Origin of the sequence: Agrobacterium sp. SORGH_AS_0745 (assembly GCF_030818995.1) — a bacterium.
Lineage (GTDB): Bacteria > Pseudomonadota > Alphaproteobacteria > Rhizobiales > Rhizobiaceae > Agrobacterium > Agrobacterium tumefaciens.
The window spans coordinates 1395185-1419656 of sequence record NZ_JAUTBI010000001.1; the positions used below are offsets into that span (position 1 = coordinate 1395185).

A 24472-nucleotide genomic window follows, 5' to 3' on the forward strand; every position below is an offset into this window, starting at 1 on the left:
TTTCAGCTTTCTCAGCAGGTTAAGCGCTCGCCCGTCGGTAGAAAGCCAGAGAGGCGGCAAGCGTCAAAAGTGCGCCGCCGCAAATGCGGTCGAGCCATAACGCCCCTGACTTCCGCAACAGTCTGACGGCCTGCGAGCCCAGCAGGGCATATCCGAACATGACGATGAAATCGATGCCGGCAGAAACCAGCGCAAGCACCGCATATTGCTGGATCTGCGGTGCTGCCGGATCGATAAATTGCGGCAGGAAAGCCGAAAAGAACAGATATCCCTTGGGGTTGGTCACGGCTACAAGGAAGCTTTTGAGGAAAATCGAGCGGGCGGAAGTGGCCCCGGAAGTGTCTGCCGATTGAAGAGCGCCATCAAGCGAGCCTCTCGAGCGCAAAAGCATGGCGCCCAGGAAGGCAAGATAACAAACGCCGACCCATTTGACGACGCCGAACCAGAACTCCGAGGCGGCGAGCAATGCTCCCAATCCCAGTGCAACCGCGCCGATCAGGACGAAATCGGAGAGGACCGCGCCGGCCATACCTGTAAAGGCGCGGCGAACCCCGAAACGCGAGCCATTCGCAAGCGCCAGCAAAACCGTCGGGCCAGGTGTGGCAATACCGATAAAGGCAACTATCGCAAATGCCAGAAGTGTCATTTCCGCCATGTCTTCCTCCCCCTTGAAGCAGGAGATGTGCCGGTGCCGGACCGGCATCTCCACAGGCAGTTCGAAGCGAAGAATACAGGCTTTTGTCATCGCGGCAATATGTGTGATTCCTTTCTCCGGCAAAGCAAAGAACCGCTGGTTTTCGGATGAAATCTCGGTCTTGAAAGGCAGCGTTGTTGCCTGCTTCAGTCATTTTCCAAGCCTGCCGCAGGACCAATTTTATCGGCATATGCTTGACAGCTCTCCACACCTGTGACAACTTGCGAATAGTTGTCAGACAGGATTGCGCCTTTGTTATTTTGTGCAATCGACTTCTGGCAAGGGAGGAACCATGCCAAAAAGACGCCTTTCGCTGTATGGCCTGTCCGGCCAGATCGGAAGTATTGCGGTCACGCTGCTCGGATTGCTGCTGCTGACCTTTTTCATCGGCCGCCTGATGCCCGCTGATCCGGTGCGGGCCATCGTCGGCGAGGACGCGACCCGCGAAACCTATGAGCAGGTTTACCATGCGCTCGGTTTCGACCGTCCGCTCTGGCAACAATTCATCTATTATCTCGGCGATGTGTTCACCGGCGATTTCGGAACCTCGATCCGCACGGGCCAGCCTGTCATCCAGGATATCATACGCGTCATGCCGGCGACGATGGAGCTTGCGACCTTCGCGATCCTGATCGGTGCCGGCCTCGGAATTCCCATGGGGGTTTATGCCGCCGTCAAGAAAGACCGCTGGCAGGACCATTTGGTGCGGGTGCTCAGCCTGTTCGGCCATTCCATGCCGATTTTCTGGACCGGTATGATTGCGCTGATCGTTTTTTACGCTCATCTCGGGCTTGTCGGCGGCGGTGGCCGCATGGACCAGTTCTATATCGGTCTCGTGGAGGAACGAACGGGCTTCTTGCTCATCGACAGCCTGCTGGCGGGCGATATGGAAGTCTTCTGGTCGGCCATCAATCACCTCATCCTGCCCGCCGCTCTGCTTGGTTATTCATCGTCGGCCTATATCACCCGCATGACGCGCAGCTTCATGCTCGACCAGCTGGGCCAGGAATATGTGACGACTGCGCGCGTCAAAGGCCTGTCGCAACGCCAGACGGTGTGGCTGCATGCCTTCGGCAATATTCGTGTGCAGCTCGTCACCATCATTGCCCTTGCTTACGGCTCACTGCTGGAAGGCGCTGTCCTTATCGAGACCGTCTTCGCCTGGCCGGGCTTCGGCCAATATCTCACCAGCAATCTTATCATCGGCGACATGAATGCCGTGATGACCTGCGTGCTTATCGTCGGCGTCATCTTCATCGGGCTCAATCTCCTGTCCGACATTATGTACCGCTTTTTCGATCCGAGGACCCGCTGATGACGGCTCGTGCAGAAACTTCCTTGCGTCTTCCCGTGCCTTTGAACGCGCTGAAGAACATCATTGTCTTCCTGCTGAAAAGCCCGACATCGGCCTTCGGCCTGGTGATATTGCTGCTTCTCGTCATCGCGGCGATTTTCGCGCCCTGGCTTGCGACGCATGATCCTTACGTGCAGGATCTCGCCAAGACGCTGCAGCCGCCCGGTAACGGCCATTTCTTCGGCACGGACGAGCTTGGACGCGATATTTACAGTCGCCTTCTGTGGGGCGCGCGCATCACTCTCACCATCATCTCGCTGGTGTCGATCATCGTCGGTCCGGTCGGTCTGCTGGTCGGCACGGCCTCCGGTTATCTCGGCGGCAAGTTCGATACGGTGATGATGCGCATCACGGATATTTTCCTGTCGTTCCCGAGCCTCATCCTGTCGCTCGCCTTCGTGGCCGCGCTCGGACCCAGCCTCAACAATGCGATCATCGCGATCGCGCTCACCTCATGGCCGCCGATCGCGCGGCTCGCACGCGCCGAAGCGATGACATTCCGCAAGGCGGACTACATTGCCGCCGCAAGGCTTCAGGGTGCTTCGCCGCTGCGTATCATCATAAAATCGATCATGCCCATGTGCCTGCCTTCGGTCCTGATCCGTCTGACGCTGAATATGGCGACCGTCATTCTGACCGCCGCAGGCCTCGGCTTCCTCGGCCTTGGCGCGCAGCCGCCCCTGCCTGAATGGGGCGCGATGATCGCGACCGGACGCCGTTACATGCTCGACAGCTGGTGGCTCGTCACTTTCCCCGGCGTTGCGATCCTTTCCGTCAGCCTTGCCTTCAACCTTCTGGGTGACGGCCTGCGGGATGCGCTCGATCCGAAGCAGATGAACCGGAAATAGGGCCATGGAAAAACCAATCCTCGACGTCGAGAATCTTCGCATCCGTTATGGCGGTTCGCCCACCGAGGCCGTGCGCGGCATCTCCTTCACCCTTGGCCGGGAGCGTCTCGGCATTGTCGGCGAAAGCGGCTCGGGCAAGTCCACCGTCGGCCGGGCCTTGCTGCGCCTCCTTCCATCGGCGACGATAACGGCCGACAAGCTTGATTTTGATGGCCTCGATCTTCTGTCGCTCAGTGAGAAGGAGATGCTGAAGGTTCGCGGACGGCGCATGTCGATGATCCTTCAGGATCCAAAATTCTCTCTCAATCCCATCCGCCGTGTCGGCGATCAGGTGACGGAGACCTATCTGCGCCATTTCAAGGCGTCGAAATCGGAAGCCCGCGAAAAGGCGCTCGCCATGCTCGATGCGGTCAAAATCCGCGACGCCGCGCGCGTCTACGAGCAATATCCGCACGAGATTTCCGGTGGCATGGGCCAGCGCGTCATGATTGCGATGATGCTGCTTGCCGATCCTGATCTGGTCATTGCCGACGAGCCGACCTCCGCGCTGGATGTGACGGTACGGCTGCAGGTTCTGAATATTCTCGATGGCCTCGTTCGGGATAGAGGCATCGGTCTCATCATGATCAGCCACGACCTCAATCTCGTGCGCAATTTCTGCGACCGGGTACTCATCATGTATGCCGGCCGGGTGGTGGAAACGCTTGCCGCGCGCGACCTCGATCAAGCGCAGCACCCCTACACGCGCGGCCTGCTCGCGGCGCAGCCGCGGATTGGCGGCACGCGTGCGCCACTTGCGGTGCTGGATCGCCGCCCCGAATGGCTGGAGGAGAAAGTATAATGGCCGTTTCCGTTGAAACCCGCGATCTCTCCATCACCTTCGGCAGCGGCCACACGGCGCTTAAAGTGCTGCCTTCGGTGTCCTTTCGCGTCGAGCCGGGCGAGTGTTTCGGTCTGGTCGGTGAAAGCGGTTCGGGCAAATCAACAGTGTTGCGCTGCGTGTCGATGCTGAATGATTTCTGGAGCGGCGAAATCCTCATCAATGGAAAGTCGGTTCGCGACATGCCGCTGATCGAGCGATGCCGCACGTTGCAGATGGTGTTTCAGGATCCCTATGGTTCGCTGCATCCGCGCCAGTCGGTGCGCACCGTTCTCGGAGAATCGCTTGCCATCCATAAACTGGGCGATCGTGAAGAGCGCATGCGCAAGGTAATTACGGATGTCGGTCTGCCCGTGTCGTTCCTGGACCGCTTCCCGCATCAGCTTTCCGGCGGCCAGCGGCAGCGCGTAGCGATTGCGCGTGCGCTGATCCTTGAACCGTCGCTGCTTCTGCTCGACGAGCCGACCTCGGCACTCGATGTTTCGGTGCAGGCCGAAATCCTCAACCTGTTGCAGCGCCTGCGCGAAGAGCGCGGCTTCACCTATATCATGGTGACGCACGATCTCGCAGTGGTCGACCACATGTGCGATCGCTTCGCCGTGATGCTGCGCGGCGAAATCACCGAAATCCTGCCGCGTGAGGCCATCGCCGGCAATGGTGCGACACATCCTTATGCGCGCGAACTGATCGGCGCCTCGCTGGAATATGAAGGCGCATGACACCTCCCAAAGCGTGATCGTCCTCCTCCGGGGCATCACGAATAATAAAATCCTCCTTCCTTGCCCGGCCTTCAGTGCCGGGCAATTTTTTTGGATGGCTACGGCGGGATGGCGGGCCGCCAACTGCGCTTAGGCTGCTCACACAAGACCCCGGATCTCGTCCGGCGTTACGGAGTGCGGAGGCTTCGCCTAACACATTGGGTGAATGGAGCTTCATTACAGCAAAAAGGCGCGGGGTTAGCCGCGCCTTCTCCTACTCGCAGATATGGCAGCCGATCACCGCTCCTTGCTCACCTCTTCAAAGCGCGAGAGCCATGGGCTGACGATCATACCCTTGATGTCGCTGCGGAAAGCGGCGGTGTCGACAACTTCGGAGAATGGCTGAATGGACATGACGATCTCGTCCATATAGGCCTGAAGGTCCTCGTAGAGCTTCGTCTGTTTCGCCACGTCGCGCTCGACAAGGGCTTCCTCGATCATCTTGTTCAGCTTTTCATCGAAGAAGCTCGTGCGCCAGCTCTGATAGTTGGTGAGCTTGGCGTCGTCCGCATTGTTCGGATTATAGGCGATGGAGCGCAGGTTGTTGTCCGGATGCGGCTGCTGACCGCCGCCGCCGCGGCCGAGAAGCAGTTCGAAGTTGCGCTCGCGCATGGCGCCGTAAATCTGGTCGCCGGAACCGCTGATAAGTTCGGCCTGGATGCCGGCCTGGGCCAGTGTGTTCTGGATTGCCGTTGCCGCTTTCATGAAGGGGTCTTCCGAGAGCACGCGCAACGTCGTCTTGAAACCGTTTGGATAACCGGCTTCAGCCAGAAGCGCCTTGGCTTTTGCGATATCGAGCTTGTAGCCCTGATCCGGCAGCGCGCCCATCACACCGGTGCTGAGAGAGCGCTGATGCAGCTTGCCGTAATAGGGCATGACCGCCTTGTCGAGACCGTCGTAGTCGATCAGGTAACGCAGGGCTTCGCGCACTTTCTTGTTCGCGAAGCGCTCGTCCTTCATCGAAACGCTGAGGTAATAAAAACCGGAGCCGGGTGTGGATTCGATGGCGATGGTCTTGTCGGCTTCGAGCGACTTCAGGTCCGGCGCCTGCAGGGAGTAGGCGACATCGATGTCGCCCTTTTCCAGCATCAGCCGCTGCGATTGCGATTCCGGCAGATGGCGCATCAGGACGCGCTTCATCTTGGCCTTTTCACCCCAGTAATCGTCGTTGCGGGTGAGAATGATATATTCGTTGGATTTCCACTGGGTCAGCTTGAACGGGCCGGAGCCCGCCGAATTGAGCGTCAGCCACGCGCCACCGAGATCGCCGTCCTTTTCGTTGGCAAGCGCCGTCTGGCTGTCGATGATCGAGCCGGGCCCATTCTGTGCAAGGATCATCAGCAGCAGGTTGGGATCATCAGGCTTCGGAATATTAAGCACGAAGGTCTGGTCGTTTTCGGCGACGAAAAGCTTGTCGGCATCCTCCAGCTTGAAACCGCGCGTTTTGAGGAAAGACGATTGCGCCAGATTGCGGGCGAGCAGACGTTTCAGGCTCCAAGCCACGTCCTTGGCCGTCACGGCGTTACCGGACGCGAACTTGGCGTCGGCGCGCAGGTGGAAGCGGATCGATTTCCGGTCCTCGCCGATTTCCCAACGTTCGGCAAGGCGGGGCTGGACGCTGCGATCTTTGGGCGAAAGCACGACCAGCGTGTCGTAGATATTATTCAGAACCTGCACCGTCTCGCGGCCGGTAATGGCGGCTGGATCAAGGGTCAGGATATTGCTCATGGTCGTGGCGACGATGAGCTGGTCCTTCGGCGTTTCTGCAAAGACGCTGAGCGGCACGGCGCCGATCAGCAGTGCACCGAGGGCTGCGGTTGCAAGAAAATGTCTCATTTTTCCTCCCATACGGCCGGTTCATACGGCCTTCCACGTTTCGATCCGCGCGCCTGTTCCTCCACAGGCTTCGTGTGATCAGCCAAGAATGTCTCTGACCGGAGCGGCGAGCGCCCGGCCGATTGCGGCCGTTGCCGGCGCTTCCAGATGCACGCCATCCACTGGCGAGGCGCTGGCGACCGATCCGGCATCAAAGAAGTGATGCCCAAGTTCGGCGGCGAGTTTGTGATAGAGCGGCGCAAGCCGTAGTGATTGTCCGATATCGCGGCCGCCCGCCGGTTCTCCAGCGGGGCCTGCGACGCAGGGCGGTGGCGCGACGATAAGAAGCTTAGGCACTGCATCTCGCGGCTTGTAGATGAAGGTCTCGACGATTTGCGCCAGCCGCCGCATGCCCGAAACGGCGGCTTCCGCGCGACCGCCATGCACCGGCTTGATGTCGTTGGTGCCCAGCATGACGATGACGAGATCAAGCGGCATGTGGCACGAAAGCGCGACTTCAAGAGCTCGCGCGCCATTGCGGCAGGCCGGGCCGGCATGGTCGTCATAACAGGTGGTGCGCCCGCCAAGTCCTTCGGCATGAACCTTCGCCATTCCGGAAAGCTCGGCCTCCAGCACCTCCGGCCAGCGATGCTCAGGCCGGTGGCGGAGACCCGTTGCCGGGTCTGCGCCCCAGGTGAGGCTGTCTCCAAAGGCGAGCACGGTTTTCATAGCCTTATCTCACCCGGTTGTTGTCGATGAAATCGAAATCGATATCCTCGCCAAGGCCCGGCCGGTCGGGAACGTGAACGAACCCATCGCGGTCCATCGGGTCGGACAAAGACTTCAGATAGTCGTGGCCGTCATCATATTCGAGGAAGGGATGCAGGAGGCCACGCTCGTACCAGCGGCAATTCTTGGTGGCGGCGACCACATGCAGGTTCATGGCCGTATTGCCATGCACCTCGCATTCCATACCGAAGGCTTCGGCCAGGTGCATGGTCTTGAGCGCCGGCGTGATGCCGCCGACATCGTTGACGCCGGTGCGAAGAATATCGCAGGCGCCGGCCTTGATCCATTCTGCGCGGTGCCAGTGCTTGCCAGCTGCACTTTCCGGGCCGACGACGGGAATATCGAGATTGTCGGCGAGCCACTTGTAGGAGGAGAGCGACTGCTCATCCATCGGCTCTTCGATCCAGTCGAAGCCGAGCTTTTCAAGGCCACGTCCCAATGCCAGCGCATCGATGCGGGAATACCAGTGAAAGGCGTCGATCATCAGGCGGATATCGGGCCCGACCGCTTCGCGCACGGCCGCGCAGGCCTTGAGGTCCATCTTCACATCCGGCGCCCAGCTGACGGGCGGCATCCAGGTGTGAAGCTTGATGCCCTTGTAACCGCGCTTCACCAGCGTTTCGGCAAACCGGCCATAGTCTTCAGGCGTTGCTAGGCCGCCTTCCAGCTCGTCCCCGCACATGATCGAGCCATAGGCGAGCACCTTGTCGCGATAACCGCCGATCAACTTGTATACAGGTTGTCCGAGGCTGCGGCCGGCAAGGTCCCAGAGCGCGCAGTCCACCACCGCCAGCGTGCGGTCAGTCAGCTGCGCCGCCGAGCCGCGTTGCCAGTGAGCAAGGTCCTGCCAAAGGCGTTCCCGGTCGCGATGATCCTCGCCGATCAGCACCTTCTTGACGAATTTTTCGATGACATGCGGGCGAACGATTTCCGGCGCTGTGAAGGAATGGCCTTCTTGCCCGTCTTCCGTGCGGATGGTCAGCATGGCCTGTTCCACCTGATGCGCCGGACCCGGATGTGCGTGACCGGCACTGTCCGAGTGCCGACGGGTCGTCGTGCGGAAAACACGGACCTCGACGTCGGTGATGATCATAATTCCTCCCTCATGCAGGTATCGCAGCGTTCGTGGTGGCTGCAATGTCATACATGTATGCATTATTTGTCAACATGTATGATAATCTGTATTACATGTTGTGGAGGAAAATCAAGGGCATTCGCGCGGCGCTCGATACGTCGGCGTATTTAAAAGGATGGAGAGGGGACAAAGCGACCGCTCCTTGAGGATTAATCTATAATTTTAGTAGACTACTGAATCGCGCAACGATCTTTCAAAAATCGCCGGGACTATAAAAGACCATGCCGCGCCAGCGATGCCGGTCATCGTGCATTCTGCTTGGGTATGCGCGGTACAGGATGATGGCCGCACCTGCGCTGTCTGAGCTTCATCATGCCTCAACAAACATTCCCGGATGCACACCATGCCTATTTCCCATATCTCGCATTTTGCTTTTCTGGTTCCCGGCAACTATCACGATGATGATCCTGCGCAGGGGCTGGAGGAAACTCTGCAGCTTTTCGAAGCCGGCGAGGCGCTGGGTTATGATAGCGCCTGGGTCCGCCAGCGTCATCTGGAACGCGGTGTGTCCTCGGCCGCCACCTTTCTCGCGGCGGCGTCGCAGCGCACCAAGCGGATTGGCCTCGGCACCGCCGTCATTCAACTGGGTTATGAAAACCCTTTCAGGCTGGCGGAAGATCTCGCCACCGTGGATGTGCTGTCACACGGACGGTTGAATGTCGGCGTCTCTGTCGGCGCGCCGCCCTTCGCCCATCTGATTTCGGATTATGTCGATACGGCGCCCGATGCGGATTACAGCCATGCCCGCGCCGAGAAGCTCACCAGGGCCTTGAGATCAGAACCGCTGTCCAGCGAAACGGAGGCGGGCAATGCAGCGGGCGCGCAGGTGCCGCGCCTTCGGCCCTTCGCCAAGGGGTTGACCGACCGGCTGTGGTATGGCGGCGGATCGCAGAATTCCGCTCGCTGGGCGGGGAAGGCGGGATTCAATCTGCTGACCGGCAATATCGTCAGCGGTGAAAATACCGATGATTTTCTGACGGCGCAGGCGGCCCTCGTTGCCCGGTTCCGGCAGGAATGGGCGCATGAGCGCCAGCCGCGCGTCGCCCTTGGCCGCGTGATTTTACCGACGGACAGTGCCAGCCCGGCGACACGCCGCCGTTATGCGGAGTTTGCGGCCGAGCGCGACAAGCGCACGCATACGCCGCATGGTGCGCGCCGCACGCTTTTTCTGCCTGATATTGTCGGGACGACGGATGAAATTCTGGAGAAGCTGTCGCGCGACCCCGTTCTGCCGTTTGTCTCGGAATTCCGCCTCGAACTTCCCTATGAATTCCAGCCGGAAGATTATCGCCAGATCGTGACGGATTTCGCCTCTGTGCTGCCGCAGCTTTCCGGCGAAAGGCCGGTTTTGAAAGTGGCAACAGCTCAATAGTGCGTTCACAACGTCGCCATTCCTTCGCCGAGCGTGGGAATGGCGAACGAGGCGAACAGCGTCAGTCCGGTTGAGGCAGGTCGTATCTCTCGCGTATGGTCGTGCCTTCGTATTCGCGCGGATAAACGCCGCGGTCTTGCAGCACCGGCACGACTTGTTCGACGAATTCGGCGATATCGTCAGGGGCACGGGGCGGCTGCAATGTGTAGCCGTCAACCGTTCCGTCCTGCCAGAGATCGATGATGCCGTCCGCCACCTCTTCTGCTGTGCCGAGCAGCAGCCGGTGATGCCCCTCCGAGCGCCGCACGGCCTCGCGGGCGGTGAGCTTTTCATGGGTCAGCAGTTCGGAAAGGCCAAGCCCCATGCCGACAGCCCATTGTCGGTTCTGGTCGGGAATGAAGCGCTCGCCATCCAGTTTCGCATCGGGATCGAAATCGCGGGGATCGATACCGTTTTCCTTGGCGAAGCGTGCCAGAAGACCGTCTTCCGAGCCGGTTCCGCTGTAGAGTTCGTGTTTGCGCAGCGCTTCCTCGCGCGTCTCGCCGAGAATGACGACGAGGCCGGGAACGATGCGGATGCGGGAGGGATCGCGGCCGAAAGACACTGCGCGGTCACGGACCTTTTTGCCAAAGGCCTGGCCGGCGGGACGGGACAATATGTTGCAATAGATGATCTCGCCATGACGTGCCGCCAGATCGATGCCGCCCTCGGAAGCGCCCGCCTGGGCGATGACGGGGTGCCCCTGCGGTCCACGAGGGACGTTGAGCGGGCCTTTGACATGAAAATATTGCCCCTCGTGATCGATGGTCTCGGCCGTCGCCGCATCCCAGAAGCGGTCTTCCGGTATCTCGCCTTCGCGGCGCGGATCCCAGCTCGACCAGAGCTTTTTCGCGACATCGAGAAATTCCGTGGCCTTGGCATATCGCTCATTGCGCGGCGGCAGCGGGTCGTTGCCGAAATTGGCGGCGACGTTCGGATTGAAGGAGGAGACGATGTTGACGATCAACCGACCGCCCGTGACGATATCGATGGATTGCGTTCGTCTCGCAAAATTATAGGGCGAGTTATAGGTGGAGGACACCGTCGCCACGAATCCGATGTCCGGCACCTGTGCGGCAAGCGATGTGGAAAGGATGAGCGGATCGATGGTGTGAAACGGCCGGCTTGTCGGGTCGGTCAGCAATGCCGGGTGATCCGAAAGGAAAACGGCGTCGAACCGGCCTTTGTGAGCCAGTTCCGTCAGTCGCCGGTAATAGCCGATATCGTTGATATCGTGCCGGTCTCCGCTCCTGTATTTCCAGGCATTGGCGAGGTATCCGGTGGTATTGATGCCGACATTGAGATTGAGCCGGCGTTTGTTCGTGCTCATGCTGCCACTTTTTCTTTCAGGTCTGTTGGATTGCCGGCTTGCGGTTCCGACACAATTGCGGGGAAGCGTAACAGCCGGGGTTCCGGTCGCGAGTTAAAAATCCTTGCTGTCAGGAGAAGAAAAACTTCCCAGCCATGGCCGACGCTCCCAAGGAAAGGCTCACATCGCGTGCCGCTCTTCGCCGAAGTATCGCTTGCGAATGACGCCGTTTCCGAAAGGATATTTTACCGGAAGTACGAAGCCATGATGATATGGAAACGAATTTCCTCAATGGCCTCTCAAATAGTACACTTTATCTATAGAAAATATTTTATGGCGTGTAGCGTGTCGTAGAGATCGCAATTGAGAGGACGAACGCCATGGCTGATGCGGCCCTTCGCCAGATAACCCACCCTGAAACCGTCTGGTACACGCGCTGCCCGGCGCCAACGCCGCTTTCCATCGCGGCGCAGCTTGGCTGGATCGAGGAGAGTTTCGCCGGCCACGGCATTACTGTTTCTTCCATTCGCGATGCGGCGGATCCGGCCATTCGCCAAAGCCATTTCGATCACCGTCTGGACTGGTCATTCCGTCAGGGCGGTAATATTCCGCCTATCTGGGCAAAATCCGGCGGACGCCAGACGCGTCTTGTCGGTTTGACCAGGACCGACGAGTTTCAGGCGGTCATAGCGCTGCCAGCCAGTGGTATAACAAAGGGCGGCGAACTGAAGGGCCGGCGCATCGGGCTGCCGAAACGACCGAACGAAACCATCGACTTCCAGCGCGCCACATCGCTCAAGGGCATCGTGTCGGCACTGACCGTTTCCGGCCTTTCCGTGGCGGAGGTCGAGCTGGTCGATCTCACCGCAACCGAGCCGGTGCTGCTCGGACCGGCTGACGACAGGTTCCATGGCCTGCGCCGACGGCTGCCCTATGGGGAGGAGATCGCGGCATTGCATCGCGGAAAGATCGATGCGTTTTTTGTCAAAGGAGCGGAGGGCGTCACCGTCGCCAATCTCATTGGCGCGCACGTCGTCGTGTCGACCGGGTTTCACCCCGATCCGAAAATCCGCATCAATAACGGCACGCCACGTCCTTTGACTGTAGATGCCACCTTTGCCGATGAAAGGCCCGATCTCGTCGCCGACCTCGTGGCCACGGTACAGCGGGTTGCCGGCTGGGCGAACGCCAATCCGGCGGAAGCGGTGCGTTTCATCGCCCGCGAGATCGGTGTCAGCGAGGAAGCGGTTATCGCCGCCAACGGGGCGGATGTGTACCGTAACCTGAGGCTCGATCTCGATCCGGCGGAGCTGGATGCGCTCAGCCACTTCAAGGATTTCCTGCTGGAATGGAAATTCATCCCTGACGATTTCGATGTGAACGACTGGGCCGATCCGCGCGCGCTTTCTTTACTGCAACAGGCTGCGGCGAAGTGAGGGCGTCATGACAGCAACCATTCTTGTAACGGGTGCAACCGGCAAGCTCGGCCAACGCGTCGTCAGCCGCCTTTTGCAGAAAGAGGCGAAGGTTAGGGTGCTGACCCGCCGGGGTGAGGACGCGCTCAAGCTTTGGGGCGACAGGGTGGATATTTCGGAGGGGAATTTCTCCGATCCGGCCAGCCTGAAAGAGGCCTCACGCGCAACAGACACGGTGTTCCTGCTTTCCCCAATCGGTGAAACGCTGGCGGCGGACCAGAAAGCGGTCATCGATGCCGCTCTCTCCGCCAGCGTATCGCGGATCGTGAAAATATCCGGTTCCGACTGGACCATCGCCAATGCCGCACGCTCCATCTCGGGTGCCGCCCATGCCGAGGTCGAAAAACATCTAGCCGGGAGCGGCATTGCGCATACGGTGCTGCGGCCGAATGCCTGGATGCAGGTGGCGCTGGAACCCGTCGTCGCAGCACTACGCCAGGGGGAGGATGTGCCCGCCCGTTTCGGCGATGCGGCAGTTTCCTTCATTGATGCCGACGATATAGCCGATGTGGCGGTTCACGCCTTGACTGCGAGCACGTCTGTTTCCGGCACCTTGGTGCTAACCGGCGGTGAAGCCTTGACGGCACTGGAAATCGCCCGCATCGCGGCCCGTATCCTGCATCGCCCCGTGGGGATATCGCATCATTCCGCTTCGGTTTTTCCACCGCATATCGGAGCTTTCGAACAGAAGGCGATTGGTGAATTCGGCCAACTTATCCGCGAGGGCCTCGCGGCCCCCGTCAACGACAACATCGAACGGATTACCGGTCGTCAGCCCCGCAGCGTGGAGGCCTATTTGCGCGCCCGGCTGGCAGCGACCACCCCGCAGGGTAATCATTCCGAGGGAGAAAAGACATGGCGCTGACTGTTTCACTGCCTGAATGTCCCGAACTGAAAAGCCCCACTGATTTCGAAGACAGCCCGCTCAGCCGCGCGGTGAAGCAGCCACTGATGCTGGGGCTGTTCCTCAATCTGCAGGACATCAACTTCTCCAGCCTGCCAACCAGCAATAGCTGGACCTTCGACTACAATGCGGAACTGGTGAAGCGCGCGGAGGAGCTTGGTTTCGAAATCGCCTTCAGCCGCACGCAATGGCTGCCCAAGGGCGGTTATGACGGCGAATCCTCGCTCGACAGTTTCATTGCGCTGGGCGCCATGGCGGCGGTCACCAAGAGCATTCTTCTGATCTCCACCATTCATGTGCTTTACGGTCCCCTGCATCCGCTTCATCTCGCCAAATATGGCGCAACGCTGGATCATATCGCCAGGGGACGATGGGGCATCAACATCGTCACCGGCCATCGCGCCATAGAGCATGAAATGTTCGGCTGGCAGCGGATCGACCATGACAAGCGCTACGACATGGCGGACGAGTTGTTCGATGTGCTGCATCGCCTGTGGGGAGAAACCGAAAACTTCTCCTACGAGGGCAAGCTTAACCCCTGGGCCATCAACAACGGCTGGATAACGCCGAAGCCCGCCTTTGGCCGCCCGCCGCTGGTGACGGCGACCGGCTCGCCGGCCGGTATCGATTTCGCCGCCCGCCATTCCGATCTGGTTTTCGTTACCTCGCCCGGCGGCGCGCATATCGACAGCGCGCTGGAAACGCTTCCCGATCATATCGCCACCATCAAGAACCGCGCCAAGGCCTATGGCCGTCAGGTGAAGACGCTCATCAATCCGATCATCGTCAGCCGCGATACGGAGAGGCAAGCGATCGCCTATGCCGACGCCATCGAGGCGGGAAAACCGCAGTCCGGCACCCGTGCCTTTGCGACCAACAATTACGACAGCGACGCCCATGCCTGGCGGGGTCGCGGCGATGCGCGCCACAAGCAGGGGCGCAATCTCGGCGGCAATATCGAAATCATCGGCTCGCCGGAGCAGGTGGTCGAGCAGCTTGTCGGCTTGAAAAAGGCTGGCATCGATGGCGTGCAGCTGAATTTCTACGATTTCCGCGAAGATCTCGAATATTTCGCTGAGCGCATTCTGCCCTTGATGAAGGAGGCTGGCCTGAGGCTCTGACGCCTCTCCGGCCTCAGATTTCCAGTTCTGAAGCTTAGCACTTCGCAATCACAGAGATTGCGAGAACGATCTTTTTTGCCCTGAGGAGATACCGTGAATATTGCCGTCGATCCCGTCAAAACGCCCGCGCCGAAAGTCATAGACCGGATCGGGACCTATGTTCCCGAACTCGTCTCCATCCGCCACGATCTGCACCAGCATCCTGAAATCGGTTTCGAAGAGGTGCGCACCTCCGGCATCGTCGCCGAGAAGCTCACCTCCTGGGGCATCGAGGTGCATCGCGGTTATGGCAAGACCGGCGTGGTCGGCGTGCTGCGTGGCCGTCATGCTGGCAACCGTTCAATCGGGTTGAGGGCGGATATGGATGCCCTGCCGATGCCGGAAGAAACAGGGCTGCCTTATGCATCGGTCTATCCCGGTAAGTTCCACGGCTGCGGGCATGATGTGCACACCACCATATTGCTTGGCACCGCCCGTTATCTGGCGGAAACCCGTGATTTCGCCGGCACGGTGATTTTCATTTTTCAGCCCGCCGAAGAAGGACTGGGTGGCGCGCGCGCCATGATCGCCGATGGGTTGTTCAAGGATTTCCCCGTTGATGAAATTTACGGGCTGCACAATTCCTCCCATGCAGCACCCAACCATCTGAAGGTTTCGCCCGGCACCATTCTGGCAGGCGCCGATTTCTTCGATATCCGGCTGAAGGGCAGGGGCGCGCATGCGGCTCACCCGGATGTCTCGCGTGATCCGGTGCCGGCGACGGGTGAACTCATCCAGGCCTTGCAGACCATCGTCAGCCGCAATGTGCCGCCGACCGATCCGGCCGTCTTGTCGATCACCCGCATCGAGGCGGGATCTGCCTATAACGTCATCCCCGAAACGGCCTCGATTGCAGGCACGGTGCGGGCCTTCTCCGACAGCGTGCGCGAGACCATAAGGGGCCGAATCCGCACGATTTCCGATCACATTGCCGCCGCTTATGGGCTCACCGCCGAGGTGGATATTCGCGACATATTCTCGGTTCTGACCAATGACGACGCGTCGGTGGAGATTGTGGCCGGGGTGGCGCGCGAAGTTCTCGGAGACGAGCGCGTTTCCACCGAGCCCAGCCGCTTCATGGGCAGCGAGGATTTCGCCGACCTCCTGAAACATGCGCCCGGTGCGTTTTTCACCCTCGGTCATTCCGGCACCGTGCCGGCCCATAATCCCGGTTTCATTGTCGACGATGCCATCCTGCCGGTCGGCGCCACCTTGTTTGCCCGGCTGGTCGAAACCCGGCTGACGCCTGCCTGAAAATTTGAAAACAAGCCTGCAAGAGGAAACATCCATGGATATTACAAGACGTAAGACATTGCTTTTGAGTGCTGCGCTAGGTGCGGCCATGCTGCTGCCATCCGCGCCGGTGCTGGCGGCGGAGACGCCGAAAAAGGGCGGCATTGTTACCCTTGCGGGCCTCGGTGAGCCGACGACGCTTGTGCCGCTTTCCGATTCCAATACGCGCACGCGCGCGATTTCCACCAAAATCCTGGAAGGATTGGTGCGCTTCGACAGCGAGTTCAAGCCGCATCCGGTTCTCGCAGAAAGCTGGGAAACCTCCGCCGACGGGCTGCGCTACACCTTCAAGCTGCGCAAGGGCGTCAAATGGCATGATGGCAAGGATTTCACTGCACAGGATGTGAAATTTTCCCTGCTTGCCTTCAAGAAGGTGGGCCCACGCGGCCGTATCACTTTCGCCAATGTTGCCGATATCGAAACGCCCGATCCGCTGACGGCGGTGGTGGTGCTTTCCAAACCTGCGCCTTATCTTCTGCGGGCGCTGACCGGTGGCGAAACGCCCATTTTGCCGGCCCATGCCTATGCTTCGGAAAACTACAATGAAAGCCCGAATGGCAACGCGCCCGTTGGTACTGGCCCCTTTGTGTTTGAGGAATGGAAACGCGGCAGCTATGTGAAGCTCAGGAAAAACCCGAACTACTGGCAGGCCGATCTTCCCTATCTAGATGGCTTCGTGGCGAGGTTCGTCGCTGACGCGGCCTCCACCACCATCTCGGTGGAAACGGGCGAGGCGGATTATACCGCCGATGTCTCCTACAGCGATCTGGAGCGTTTGCGGCAGAATCCCAAGCTTTCGGTGGAGGTCTATACCGACTCCTATCTCAATAACGCCGCCATATTCGAGTTCAATCTGGAGAACCCGATCCTCGCGAAAAAGGAGGTGCGGCACGCGCTGGCACATGCCATCGACCGCAATTTCATCAACGACGCGATCTTTTTCGGCACGGCGAAACCCGCCGGTTCGAACATTCCAGCGGTATTCACCGCCTATAATGACGAGAAGCCCTTTACCTATCCCTTCGATCTGGCCAAAGCGAATGAGCTGCTGGACAAGGCGGGGTATCCGAGGGGTGCGGATGGCACGCGTTTTTCGCTGCGGCTGGCCTTCCTGCCCTCCGACGTTTTCCGCAAAACCTCCGAATATCTACGCTCGTCCTTCGGCAAGCTCGGCGTGAAGGTGGATATCGTCGAAGGCGATCTCGCGACCTTCATCAAGCGCGTCTATACGGAGCGCGGTTTTGACCTGACGGTGAACGGCATCAGCCGGTTGTTTGATCCGACAGCGGGCGTGCAGCGGCTCTACTGGTCCGATGGCATCAAGAAACCCGCGCCATACGTCAATGCCGCCCACTACAACAATCCCAGGGTGGATGATCTTTTCCGCGCCGCTGCGATTGAAGTGGATGAAACGAAACGGGCGGGGCAGTTCCACGATATCCAGAAAATCACCGGTGACGAATTGCCGAATTTCTCTATCGTCGCCCTGCCGACCGTCATTCTGCGCAACACCAGCCTGCAGTCTCTCGTCACCACCATCGACATTGCCTATGGCGATCTGTCGACGGCCTGGAAGAACGAGTGAGCGTTTTGCATATGGCAATAAAAAACCCGGCAATTTTGCCGGGTTTTTTATTGCTGAAAACGGCCCTCCGGCCTTTTTTCACTATCGCGGGATAACGGCGTTTTCGGGAAAAACGTTGCCTTTGGAACAGGCCGGCAGGAACGGTGATGCCAATTATCGGAACTCTAAAAAAATCAATTTCTTCAATAATTTAGGGCGAAGGAATTCTTCGTTTTGCGGGAAGAATAGCTTTCTGGACCTCTGATTTCTCTGCCTGCACTGTGTCCATGAAATCTCACCCGCACACGATGGATGCCATGGCCAAGGATACGCTTTTTTTGATCGCCCCCGGTTTTGAAGACCCCAAGCACCCCGGTGTCCGGTTCGTCTGCCCGCATTGTAACCAGATCGAAGGCCTGCTTGCCGCCTTTCCGGACCTTGCCGCCGGGATCGATATCCACCGGGTCGGTTTTCAGCGTCCGCGCGAAGCGGTCATCGCCGTCGTGGGTGAGGAAAACCAGTCGTTGCCGCTGTTCGTCTTTACCGGCGATGCACCAGCCGATGCGACGACCAAAGGCGACACGCACTTCATTCAGGACACGAAACGCATTTTGCAAATCCTCGCCGAGCGTCACGGGTTCCCGCAACTGCACTGAGATGCCGCACCCCGCACATCGGATTTTTATCGGAGATAGACATGACCTTTTCCAGACGCCAGTTTCATAAAATTGCACTCGCCGCTGGCGCTTTCGTGGCGCTTCCCGGCGGTTCTTTCGCTGCTGCTGAAGAGCCCGTTTCGGGCGGTACGCTCAAGATCGTCTATTTTCCCGAGCCGACGCAGCTCGTGGCAATCAATACCAGCGCGGGCGGTCCGCAGTTCATTGGCTCGAAGATTTATGACGGGCTTTTGACGTACGATTACGAACTTTCGCCTAAGCCGAGCCTTGCCAAAGAATGGAGCGTTTCCGCCGACGGGCTGGAATATGTCTTTCATCTGCAGCCGAATGCGAAGTTCCATGACGGCAAGCCGGTGACATCGGCGGATGTGGAGTTCTCGATCCTGCGGCTGAAGGAAGCCCATCCGCGCGGCCGGGCGACTTTCTCGCATGTTGAAAGCGTCGATACTTCCGATCCGCTGGTCGCGAAGGTGAAGCTTTCCAAGCCGGCGCCGGGATTGATAACCGCGCTCGCCTCGTCGGAATCGCCTGTTGTGCCAAAGCACATCTTCGAGACCTTCAAGCCGACTGACAATCCAAAACCCGCCCAGATCATCGGCAGCGGCCCCTTCGTCCTGAAGGAATGGGTGCCGGGCAGCCATATTCTTCTGGAAAAGAATGCCGACTACTGGGACGCGTCAGGTCCTTATCTCGACCGCGTCATCATTCGCCTCATCAATGATGCGGGCGCTCGCGCGGCGGCGCTGGAAACCGGAGAGGGCGACATTGGCCCGAACCCGGTGGCGCTTGCCGATCTGGAACGGCTGAAATCCATCCCGACGCTGAAGGTGGATGACCGCATCTACGCCTATGCCGGCCAGCAGAACCAGCTCGTCATCAACCTTGAGAACGAATATCTCAAGGAATTGAAGGTGAGGCAGGCCATTGCCCACGCGATCGACGTTCCGGCGCTGATCGATACCGTGCTTTACGGTTACGCCGTGCCATCGCCCACGCCGATCAGCCCCGGCCTTGCGAAGTTCCACAATCCGGATATCGGTTTTGCGAAATTCGACGTCGCGCTGGCGGAAAAGCTGCTGGATGAGGCGGGCTTTCCGCGCAAGGATGGCGGCAAGCGCTTCAAGCTCAGGGTCACCACCAACCCGTTCAACCCGCAGACCTATTCGGATTTCATAGCGCAGGCGCTCTCCAAGATCGGCATCGAGGCGGATATCCAGAAATTCGATTTCGGCACCTATGTGAAGGTCGTTTATACCGATCGCGCCTGGGACCTTTCAGTCGAATCCCTCTCCAATACCTTCGATCCGACGGCTGGCGTGCAGCGTGTCTACTGGAGCAAGAACTTCAAGATCGGCCTGCCATTCTCAAATGCCAGCCACTACGCCAATCCGGAAGTGGACCGGCTGCTGGAAGCGGCCGCGGTGGAGCCGGATATCGAAAAGCGCGCAGCCTTCTTCAAGGAGTTTCAGGCCGTCGTCGCCAAGGATCTTCCCGTCATCAATCTCGTTTCGCCAATCCAGCCGGTCGTCGGCAGCGTCCGCATCAAGGATTACGCGACAGGGGCGGAGGGGCTCAGCGGCAATCTCGCCAAAGCCTGGGTGACGAAGGAGGCGTAAGCGCATCCTCACCTCTCGTTTAAAGCCGCGTCAAAGTTGAAAAGGGTTCATCGCCATGAGCAGAAAATCCGAGAAGCTGGTCCTCAATGCGTTCATCTATCCGGGTGGGCACCATGAAGCAGCCTGGCGCCACCCCGAGTCGGAGCCACTGCGCGTCACGGATATAAGGCTCTACCAGGATATCGCCCTCAAGGCCGAGGCGGCAAAGCTGGATGCCATTTTCTTTGCCGATGCGCCGGTGCTGGACGCCAATATCCGCTATGCCGCCCGGCACCGGCTGGAACCGATCACCATGCTGGCGGCCTTGGCGGCCGTCACCGAAAAGATCGGCTTCATTGCGACGGCCTCCACTACCTATTACGAGCCCTACAATCTCGCGCGGCTGTTCGCCTCGGTCGATCATATCAGCCGCGGCCGGGTGGGCTGGAACATCGTGACGACCTCGGCCGATGCGGCTGCCGGAAACTTCAATCTCCAGCAGCATCCGCCGCATGCCGACCGTTACCGGCAGGCGACTGAGTTCGTCGATGTGGTGACGAAGCTCTGGGACAGCTGGGAAGACGATGCCATCGTCGCCGACAAGGAGAGCGGTCTTTTCGCCGATACCGACCGCATCCATCCCGCCAGTCACGAGGGCGAGTTCTACCGGGTGCGGGGCGCGCTCAACCTGCCACGCTCGCCGCAGGGCAGGCCGGTCTATGTGCAGGCCGGCTCTTCGGAGGACGGCCGTGGCTTTGCTGCCCGGTATGCCGAGGCAATCTTTACCGCGCATCAAACTCTGGAGAGTGCGCGGTCTTTTTATTCCGACATAAAGAGGCGCGTGGCGGCCACGGGGCGCAATCCCGCCCATGTGAAAATCCTGCCGGGGATCAGCCCCTTCATCGCCTCCACCGAAGAGGAGGCGCGAAAGCTCGAGGCGAGTTTCAACGATCTCATCCAGCCGGCCTTTTCGCTTGGGCAGTTGCAGCGCATTACAGGCATTGATCTCTCATCGGCCGATCTCGATCAGCCGTTGCCGAAGGAGGCGGTGGAAGCGACGCGCGCGCAGGCGGACAGCAGCCGGCATCAATTGGTTCTCGATGTCATCGACCGGGAAAATCCGACGATCCGGCAATTGCTGCACCGGCTTGCCGGCGGGCGCGGGCACAAGGTGATTTCGGGAACGCCGGAACAGGTGGCAGACTGGATAGAGACCTGGTTCCGTGAAGGTGCTGCCGACGGCTTCAACATCATGCCGCCATGGCTGAATGGCGGGTTCGATATTTTCGTCGACGAGGTCGTGCCGATCCTCAAACAGCGCGGGCTGTTCCGCGAGGATTACGAGGGCGACACGCTGCGTGATCATTACGGCCTGCCCCGGCCGGAAAACATCCATACGACCAGGGAGTTGCAAAGGGAACGCGCCTGATGTGGGACGGGCGTGTTCAGGCGGCGGCTTCGAGAGAGCGTGTATCCTCGCGCAACAAGGCGAGTAGAGATGCGATTTCCGGCAGCCGCCGCCTGTCAGGACTGGTCAGAAGATGATACCGGCTGGCGGTCGGCTGAGGCACACCGAAAGGTGCGATCAGACGGCCGGTTCGAAGCTCTTCGGAAATGAGCGAGTGGCGCGCAAGGCCGATGCCGTGGCTGGACAAGAGTGCCTCTATCAGCGCGGTCTGACGCGAAAAGCGCGGTCCTGCTGCGGAAAGCCGAAGCGGAATGCGGCAGGCGCGCAGCCAGTTTGCCCATTCGAAGGCAGCATCGGTGCCGTTGCCGCGCAACATCGCAAAAGAGATATCCCGAAGCCGCTCGGGTTCACCACCAAGCTGGTAGCGGGTCGCAAAATCCGGAGTGCAGACGGCACTGACGGTGTCGGTAAAAAGCGGTTCGTGGATGAAACCGGGGATTTGTCCGTGGGTCGCTACGATCGCGCAATCGGCATCGAAATGGGTGAGGTCGATGGTATCGCCCTCGAGAGATTCAATCGAGATATCTACGTCTCCAAGGGCTGGAACGATGGTTCCCAACCGCGGCGCCAGCCATCGGGCCGCAAAACAGCCTTCCGCCAGAACCTTCATCTGCCGCCGGCCGCCGGAGGCCATGAGATCGGAAAGGCTGCCAATCATCGTCTCGAAAGCGTCCGCAAGGCCGGGGTAAAGCGTGCTGCCGGCCTCGGTCAGCACCAGTTCGCCGCGCTGGCGGCTGAAGAGTGTTTGCCCGAGATGGGTTTCGAGAATGCGCACCTGCTGGCCGATTGCGGCAGTCGAGACATGCAGTTCTTCCGCCGCCCGCGAGAAGCTGGCGTGACGCGCGGCCACGACAAATGCGCGCAGGGCCGTCAGCGGCGGCAGCCGGGAAAGCGTCGGCAACCGGAAAGCCGCTCTTGCGACCGAAGGAGGGATGAATTCCGTTCTCATGGCCGTTTTCCCTTCATGGCTAGAATACACGGCCTTCCCTAAGGTGCGTCGTGGTGCCGTTGAGATAGTAGTCGCCGATGACACGCGCCTTGTGGGCAAGCGGATTGTGGTTGTAGACCGTGCGGATGTTGCGCCAGTGGCGGTCGAAATTCCGCTCGCTGGACGTCGCCGATCCGCCGCCCAGTTCGTAAAGGTTGGTGGCGACCGTCAGCGAAAGCTGCGATGCGATGATCTGGGTACGGGCGGTGGCGAGAGAACCTTCCAGCAAAGCCGCTTCTATCGCCTCTTCGTCGCCGCTGGAAAAGGCGGCGGCGGTCCTGTCGAGCGTTCTTGCCGCCTCGCGGATCAGCGTCTTGACGGCGAAGGCACCGGCGCTGATCTCTCCGAGCATCTTCTGCACAAAGGGGTCCTGATTGGCGGTTTCGGCGCTGCTGTGGAGCGTGGTGCGCGCCTGGCGCAGAACATAGTCGATGCCATCGTTGAGTGCACCCTGAACGGCACCGGCGGCAGAGGCAGCGAGATGCAACTGTCGCATGGCCGAGCTGTGGCGCCCGATCTGGCTGCCGAGCTTGCGGGTCGTCAGTTCATGCGGGAGAACCTCGACATTTTCAAGCAAAACGCCGCCGCTTGCCGTCATGCGCTGGCCCATGCTGTCCCAGTCGTCGAGAATGGTGATCCCGGGCCGATCAAGCGGAATGAGGACGCCGATCGGCTGTTCGTCGTCGCCGACAGCGCTAAAGGTGCCGAAATCTGCGAAGGCGGTGCCGGTCGCATACCATTTGCGGCCGTTCAGACGATAACGGTCGCCATCGGCGCTGAGGCGCGTGGTGATTTCGCCGGGGCGTTTGGTGCCCTGTTCCGTGCTGGCGCCCGCAAAGAGCTTGCCGGTGAGGACATTTTCCAGGTGCCGCCGATCCTCGAGCTCGATCGGTGTGAGAGCGAGGTTTTCGGTGAAATTGAAATGGCTGCGGAGTGCGTGCGGAATATTGCTGTCGGCTTCCCCGAGGATCATCAGCACTTCTATATAGTCCGCAATCGAGCCTCCCGGCCCACCCTTGGCCTCGGGGATGCGCAGCGTGCCGATCCTGGCTTCTTTGATCAGGCCGAAGATTTCGAAGGGAAGTTCCCGCTGACGCTCACGGCGAGCGGCATCCTTGGCGGCAACAGCCGCAATGTCCCTGGTGCGGGCCAGAATGTCGTCTCGGCTCGGCACGCCGGAATTATCGGTGGTTGCGGTCTGTATTTTAGGATTGGACATTGCGGATTTTCCCTGAGCGGATGTGATGACCTGCGGCACGGTCGCGCCGCAGGCATTTTCTTCTGGACGATCAGGCGACCGCGCGCGGCTTGACGACCGGGCGGGGAGCCGGTTCGATATTGCGCGGCACGCGGCCTTCGACGGGATGGCTCGGATCGTTGAAGCCGGGTGTCGAGGGATGGCCTGTCGTCACAAGGCTGTCGACCAGCGCCTCGTCTTCCGCATCGATCTTCACATCGAGGGCGCGGACGTAACCGTCCCAATGGTCTTCAGTACGCGGGCCGGTGATCGCGGCGGTGACGAACTTGTTGTTCAGCACCCAGGCGAGCGCAAAATCCGCTGCCGAAACACCCTTTGATGCGGCGTGCGCCGCAACCTTCTGGGCGATTTCGACCGACTCGGGGCGCCATTCGGTTTCCAGAACCCGCTTGTCGCCACGGCCGACACGGGTATCTGCGCCCGGCTGCTCACCCGGCTGATATTTCCCGGTCAGCACGCCACGTGCCAGCGGCGAATAGGAAACGACGCCCAGCCCGTAATTATGTGCCGCGGGCAGCTGCTCGGCTTCGGCTGTGCGGTTGACGATGTTGTAGAGCGGCTGGCTGGCGATAGGCCGGTCGATGCCGAGCTGATCGGCCAGATGCGAAATTTCGGCGATGCGCCAGCCCCGGAAGTTGGAAACGCCGAAATAGCGCAGCTTGCCCGCACGGATGAGATCGGCAATGGCGCGTACCGGCTCTTCCAGCGGCGCGTCGAAGACGGCGCGGTGGAAATAGAGGATATCGATGTAGTCGGTGTTGAGACGGCGAAGCGAATTCTCGACGGTCTCGATCACCCATTTGCGCGAATGGCCGCCAAGGTTCGGACCCTTGGTGTGGGAATTGACGAATTTCGTTGCCAGAACCCAGTGATCGCGACTGGCCTTGATACCGCGACCAACGACTTCTTCCGACTTGCCGTCGTGATAGACATCGGCAGTGTCGATGAAGTTGATGCCCTGCTCGCGTGCCTTGTCGATGATGCGGAAGGCCACGTCATCCGGCGTCGGGCCTCCGAACATCATCGTGCCGAGGCTCAGCGGTGAAACTTTCAGCGCGCTGCGTCCGAGATAGCGATAGTCGACCATTATGGTTGCT

21 protein-coding genes are annotated in these 24472 nt (G+C 59.8%); 13 read left to right on the forward strand and 8 right to left on the reverse strand.

What is annotated here, in order from left to right; genetic code table 11:
* Positions 1 to 19: 19 nt before the first annotated feature.
* Entirely contained in the window at positions 20 to 655 is a 636-nt protein-coding gene (locus QE432_RS06430) for a LysE family translocator (protein ID WP_111783010.1), read from the reverse strand.
* Between the two features lie 331 nt (positions 656 to 986).
* Between QE432_RS06430 and QE432_RS06435 the strand changes: the two genes are divergently transcribed.
* The 4 genes from QE432_RS06435 to QE432_RS06450 are packed head-to-tail and all read left to right on the forward strand — an operon-like array spanning position 987 to position 4495.
* A complete protein-coding gene (locus QE432_RS06435; RefSeq protein ID WP_065687814.1) occupies positions 987 to 2009 on the forward strand; it encodes an ABC transporter permease in 1023 nt (340 codons plus the stop codon).
* The gene (locus QE432_RS06440; protein WP_003511156.1) at positions 2009 to 2896 is read left to right on the forward strand and encodes an ABC transporter permease; all 888 of its coding nucleotides are present in this window, start codon (positions 2009 to 2011) and stop codon (positions 2894 to 2896) included. The genes QE432_RS06435 and QE432_RS06440 overlap by 1 nt, the downstream gene beginning before the upstream one ends.
* A 4-nt stretch (positions 2897 to 2900) precedes the next feature.
* Positions 2901 to 3737: an ABC transporter ATP-binding protein gene (locus QE432_RS06445; protein WP_013761686.1), complete on the forward strand. Its 837-nt coding sequence runs from the start codon at positions 2901 to 2903 to the stop codon at positions 3735 to 3737.
* Complete coding sequence (locus QE432_RS06450) at positions 3737 to 4495, forward strand: ABC transporter ATP-binding protein (RefSeq protein WP_003511153.1); 759 nt, start codon at positions 3737 to 3739, stop codon at positions 4493 to 4495. The genes QE432_RS06445 and QE432_RS06450 overlap by 1 nt, the downstream gene beginning before the upstream one ends.
* 276 nt (positions 4496 to 4771) lie before the next feature.
* Here the strand turns inward: QE432_RS06450 and QE432_RS06455 are convergent, their stop codons facing one another.
* From QE432_RS06455 to QE432_RS06465, 3 genes are all read right to left on the reverse strand, one after another.
* Positions 4772 to 6370 (reverse strand): ABC transporter substrate-binding protein, encoded by a 1599-nt coding sequence (locus QE432_RS06455; protein ID WP_003511152.1) that lies wholly within the window; start codon positions 6368 to 6370, stop codon positions 4772 to 4774.
* Positions 6371 to 6448: 78 nt separating this feature from the next.
* Positions 6449 to 7078: an SGNH/GDSL hydrolase family protein gene (locus QE432_RS06460; RefSeq protein ID WP_065687813.1), complete on the reverse strand. Its 630-nt coding sequence runs from the start codon at positions 7076 to 7078 to the stop codon at positions 6449 to 6451.
* A 4-nt stretch (positions 7079 to 7082) separates the two neighbouring features.
* Complete coding sequence (locus QE432_RS06465) at positions 7083 to 8231, reverse strand: mandelate racemase family protein (protein ID WP_065687812.1); 1149 nt, start codon at positions 8229 to 8231, stop codon at positions 7083 to 7085.
* A 385-nt stretch (positions 8232 to 8616) separates the two neighbouring features.
* On the opposite strand from QE432_RS06465, the gene QE432_RS06470 reads away from it, so the two are divergent.
* The gene (locus QE432_RS06470) at positions 8617 to 9645 is read left to right on the forward strand and encodes an LLM class flavin-dependent oxidoreductase (RefSeq protein ID WP_065688006.1); all 1029 of its coding nucleotides are present in this window, start codon (positions 8617 to 8619) and stop codon (positions 9643 to 9645) included.
* 61 nt (positions 9646 to 9706) lie between these two features.
* Here the strand turns inward: QE432_RS06470 and QE432_RS06475 are convergent, their stop codons facing one another.
* A complete protein-coding gene (locus tag QE432_RS06475) occupies positions 9707 to 11014 on the reverse strand; it encodes an NtaA/DmoA family FMN-dependent monooxygenase (protein ID WP_065687811.1) in 1308 nt (435 codons plus the stop codon).
* 359 nt (positions 11015 to 11373) lie between these two features.
* Here QE432_RS06475 and QE432_RS06480 point away from each other — a divergent pair, with 359 nt between their 5' ends.
* From QE432_RS06480 to QE432_RS06515, 8 genes are all read left to right on the forward strand, one after another.
* On the forward strand, positions 11374 to 12429 hold the full coding sequence (locus QE432_RS06480; RefSeq protein WP_065687810.1) for an ABC transporter substrate-binding protein: 1056 nt from the start codon (positions 11374 to 11376) through the stop codon (positions 12427 to 12429).
* A 7-nt stretch (positions 12430 to 12436) separates the two neighbouring features.
* Positions 12437 to 13333, forward strand: a complete 897-nt coding sequence (locus QE432_RS06485; RefSeq protein ID WP_065687809.1) for an NmrA family NAD(P)-binding protein — start codon at positions 12437 to 12439, stop codon at positions 13331 to 13333.
* Positions 13324 to 14493 (forward strand): LLM class flavin-dependent oxidoreductase, encoded by a 1170-nt coding sequence (locus QE432_RS06490; protein ID WP_111782965.1) that lies wholly within the window; start codon positions 13324 to 13326, stop codon positions 14491 to 14493. The genes QE432_RS06485 and QE432_RS06490 overlap by 10 nt, the downstream gene beginning before the upstream one ends.
* A 93-nt stretch (positions 14494 to 14586) precedes the next feature.
* Entirely contained in the window at positions 14587 to 15786 is a 1200-nt protein-coding gene (locus QE432_RS06495; protein ID WP_111782964.1) for a M20 aminoacylase family protein, read from the forward strand.
* Positions 15787 to 15820: 34 nt separating this feature from the next.
* Positions 15821 to 17410 (forward strand): ABC transporter substrate-binding protein, encoded by a 1590-nt coding sequence (locus tag QE432_RS06500; protein WP_065687807.1) that lies wholly within the window; start codon positions 15821 to 15823, stop codon positions 17408 to 17410.
* 296 nt (positions 17411 to 17706) lie between these two features.
* Complete coding sequence (locus tag QE432_RS06505; RefSeq protein WP_026330699.1) at positions 17707 to 18045, forward strand: DUF3088 domain-containing protein; 339 nt, start codon at positions 17707 to 17709, stop codon at positions 18043 to 18045.
* A gap of 41 nt (positions 18046 to 18086) precedes the next feature.
* Complete coding sequence (locus QE432_RS06510) at positions 18087 to 19682, forward strand: ABC transporter substrate-binding protein (protein WP_111788629.1); 1596 nt, start codon at positions 18087 to 18089, stop codon at positions 19680 to 19682.
* Between the two features lie 55 nt (positions 19683 to 19737).
* A complete protein-coding gene (locus tag QE432_RS06515) occupies positions 19738 to 21090 on the forward strand; it encodes an LLM class flavin-dependent oxidoreductase (protein ID WP_065687805.1) in 1353 nt (450 codons plus the stop codon).
* A 16-nt stretch (positions 21091 to 21106) separates the two neighbouring features.
* On the opposite strand, the gene QE432_RS06520 is transcribed toward QE432_RS06515, so the two are convergent.
* The 3 genes from QE432_RS06520 to QE432_RS06530 form a co-directional block, all read right to left on the reverse strand.
* Positions 21107 to 22078 carry a LysR substrate-binding domain-containing protein gene (locus QE432_RS06520; RefSeq protein WP_065687804.1) on the reverse strand — a complete coding sequence of 324 codons (972 nt, stop codon included), beginning with the start codon at positions 22076 to 22078 and terminating at the stop codon, positions 21107 to 21109.
* A 19-nt stretch (positions 22079 to 22097) separates the two neighbouring features.
* Positions 22098 to 23336, reverse strand: coding sequence for an acyl-CoA dehydrogenase family protein (locus QE432_RS06525; RefSeq protein WP_065687803.1), 1239 nt, complete (start codon positions 23334 to 23336; stop codon positions 22098 to 22100).
* 70 nt (positions 23337 to 23406) lie between these two features.
* Positions 23407 to 24462 carry an aldo/keto reductase gene (locus tag QE432_RS06530; RefSeq protein ID WP_003511118.1) on the reverse strand — a complete coding sequence of 352 codons (1056 nt, stop codon included), beginning with the start codon at positions 24460 to 24462 and terminating at the stop codon, positions 23407 to 23409.
* Between the last annotated feature and the right edge of the window lie 10 nt (positions 24463 to 24472).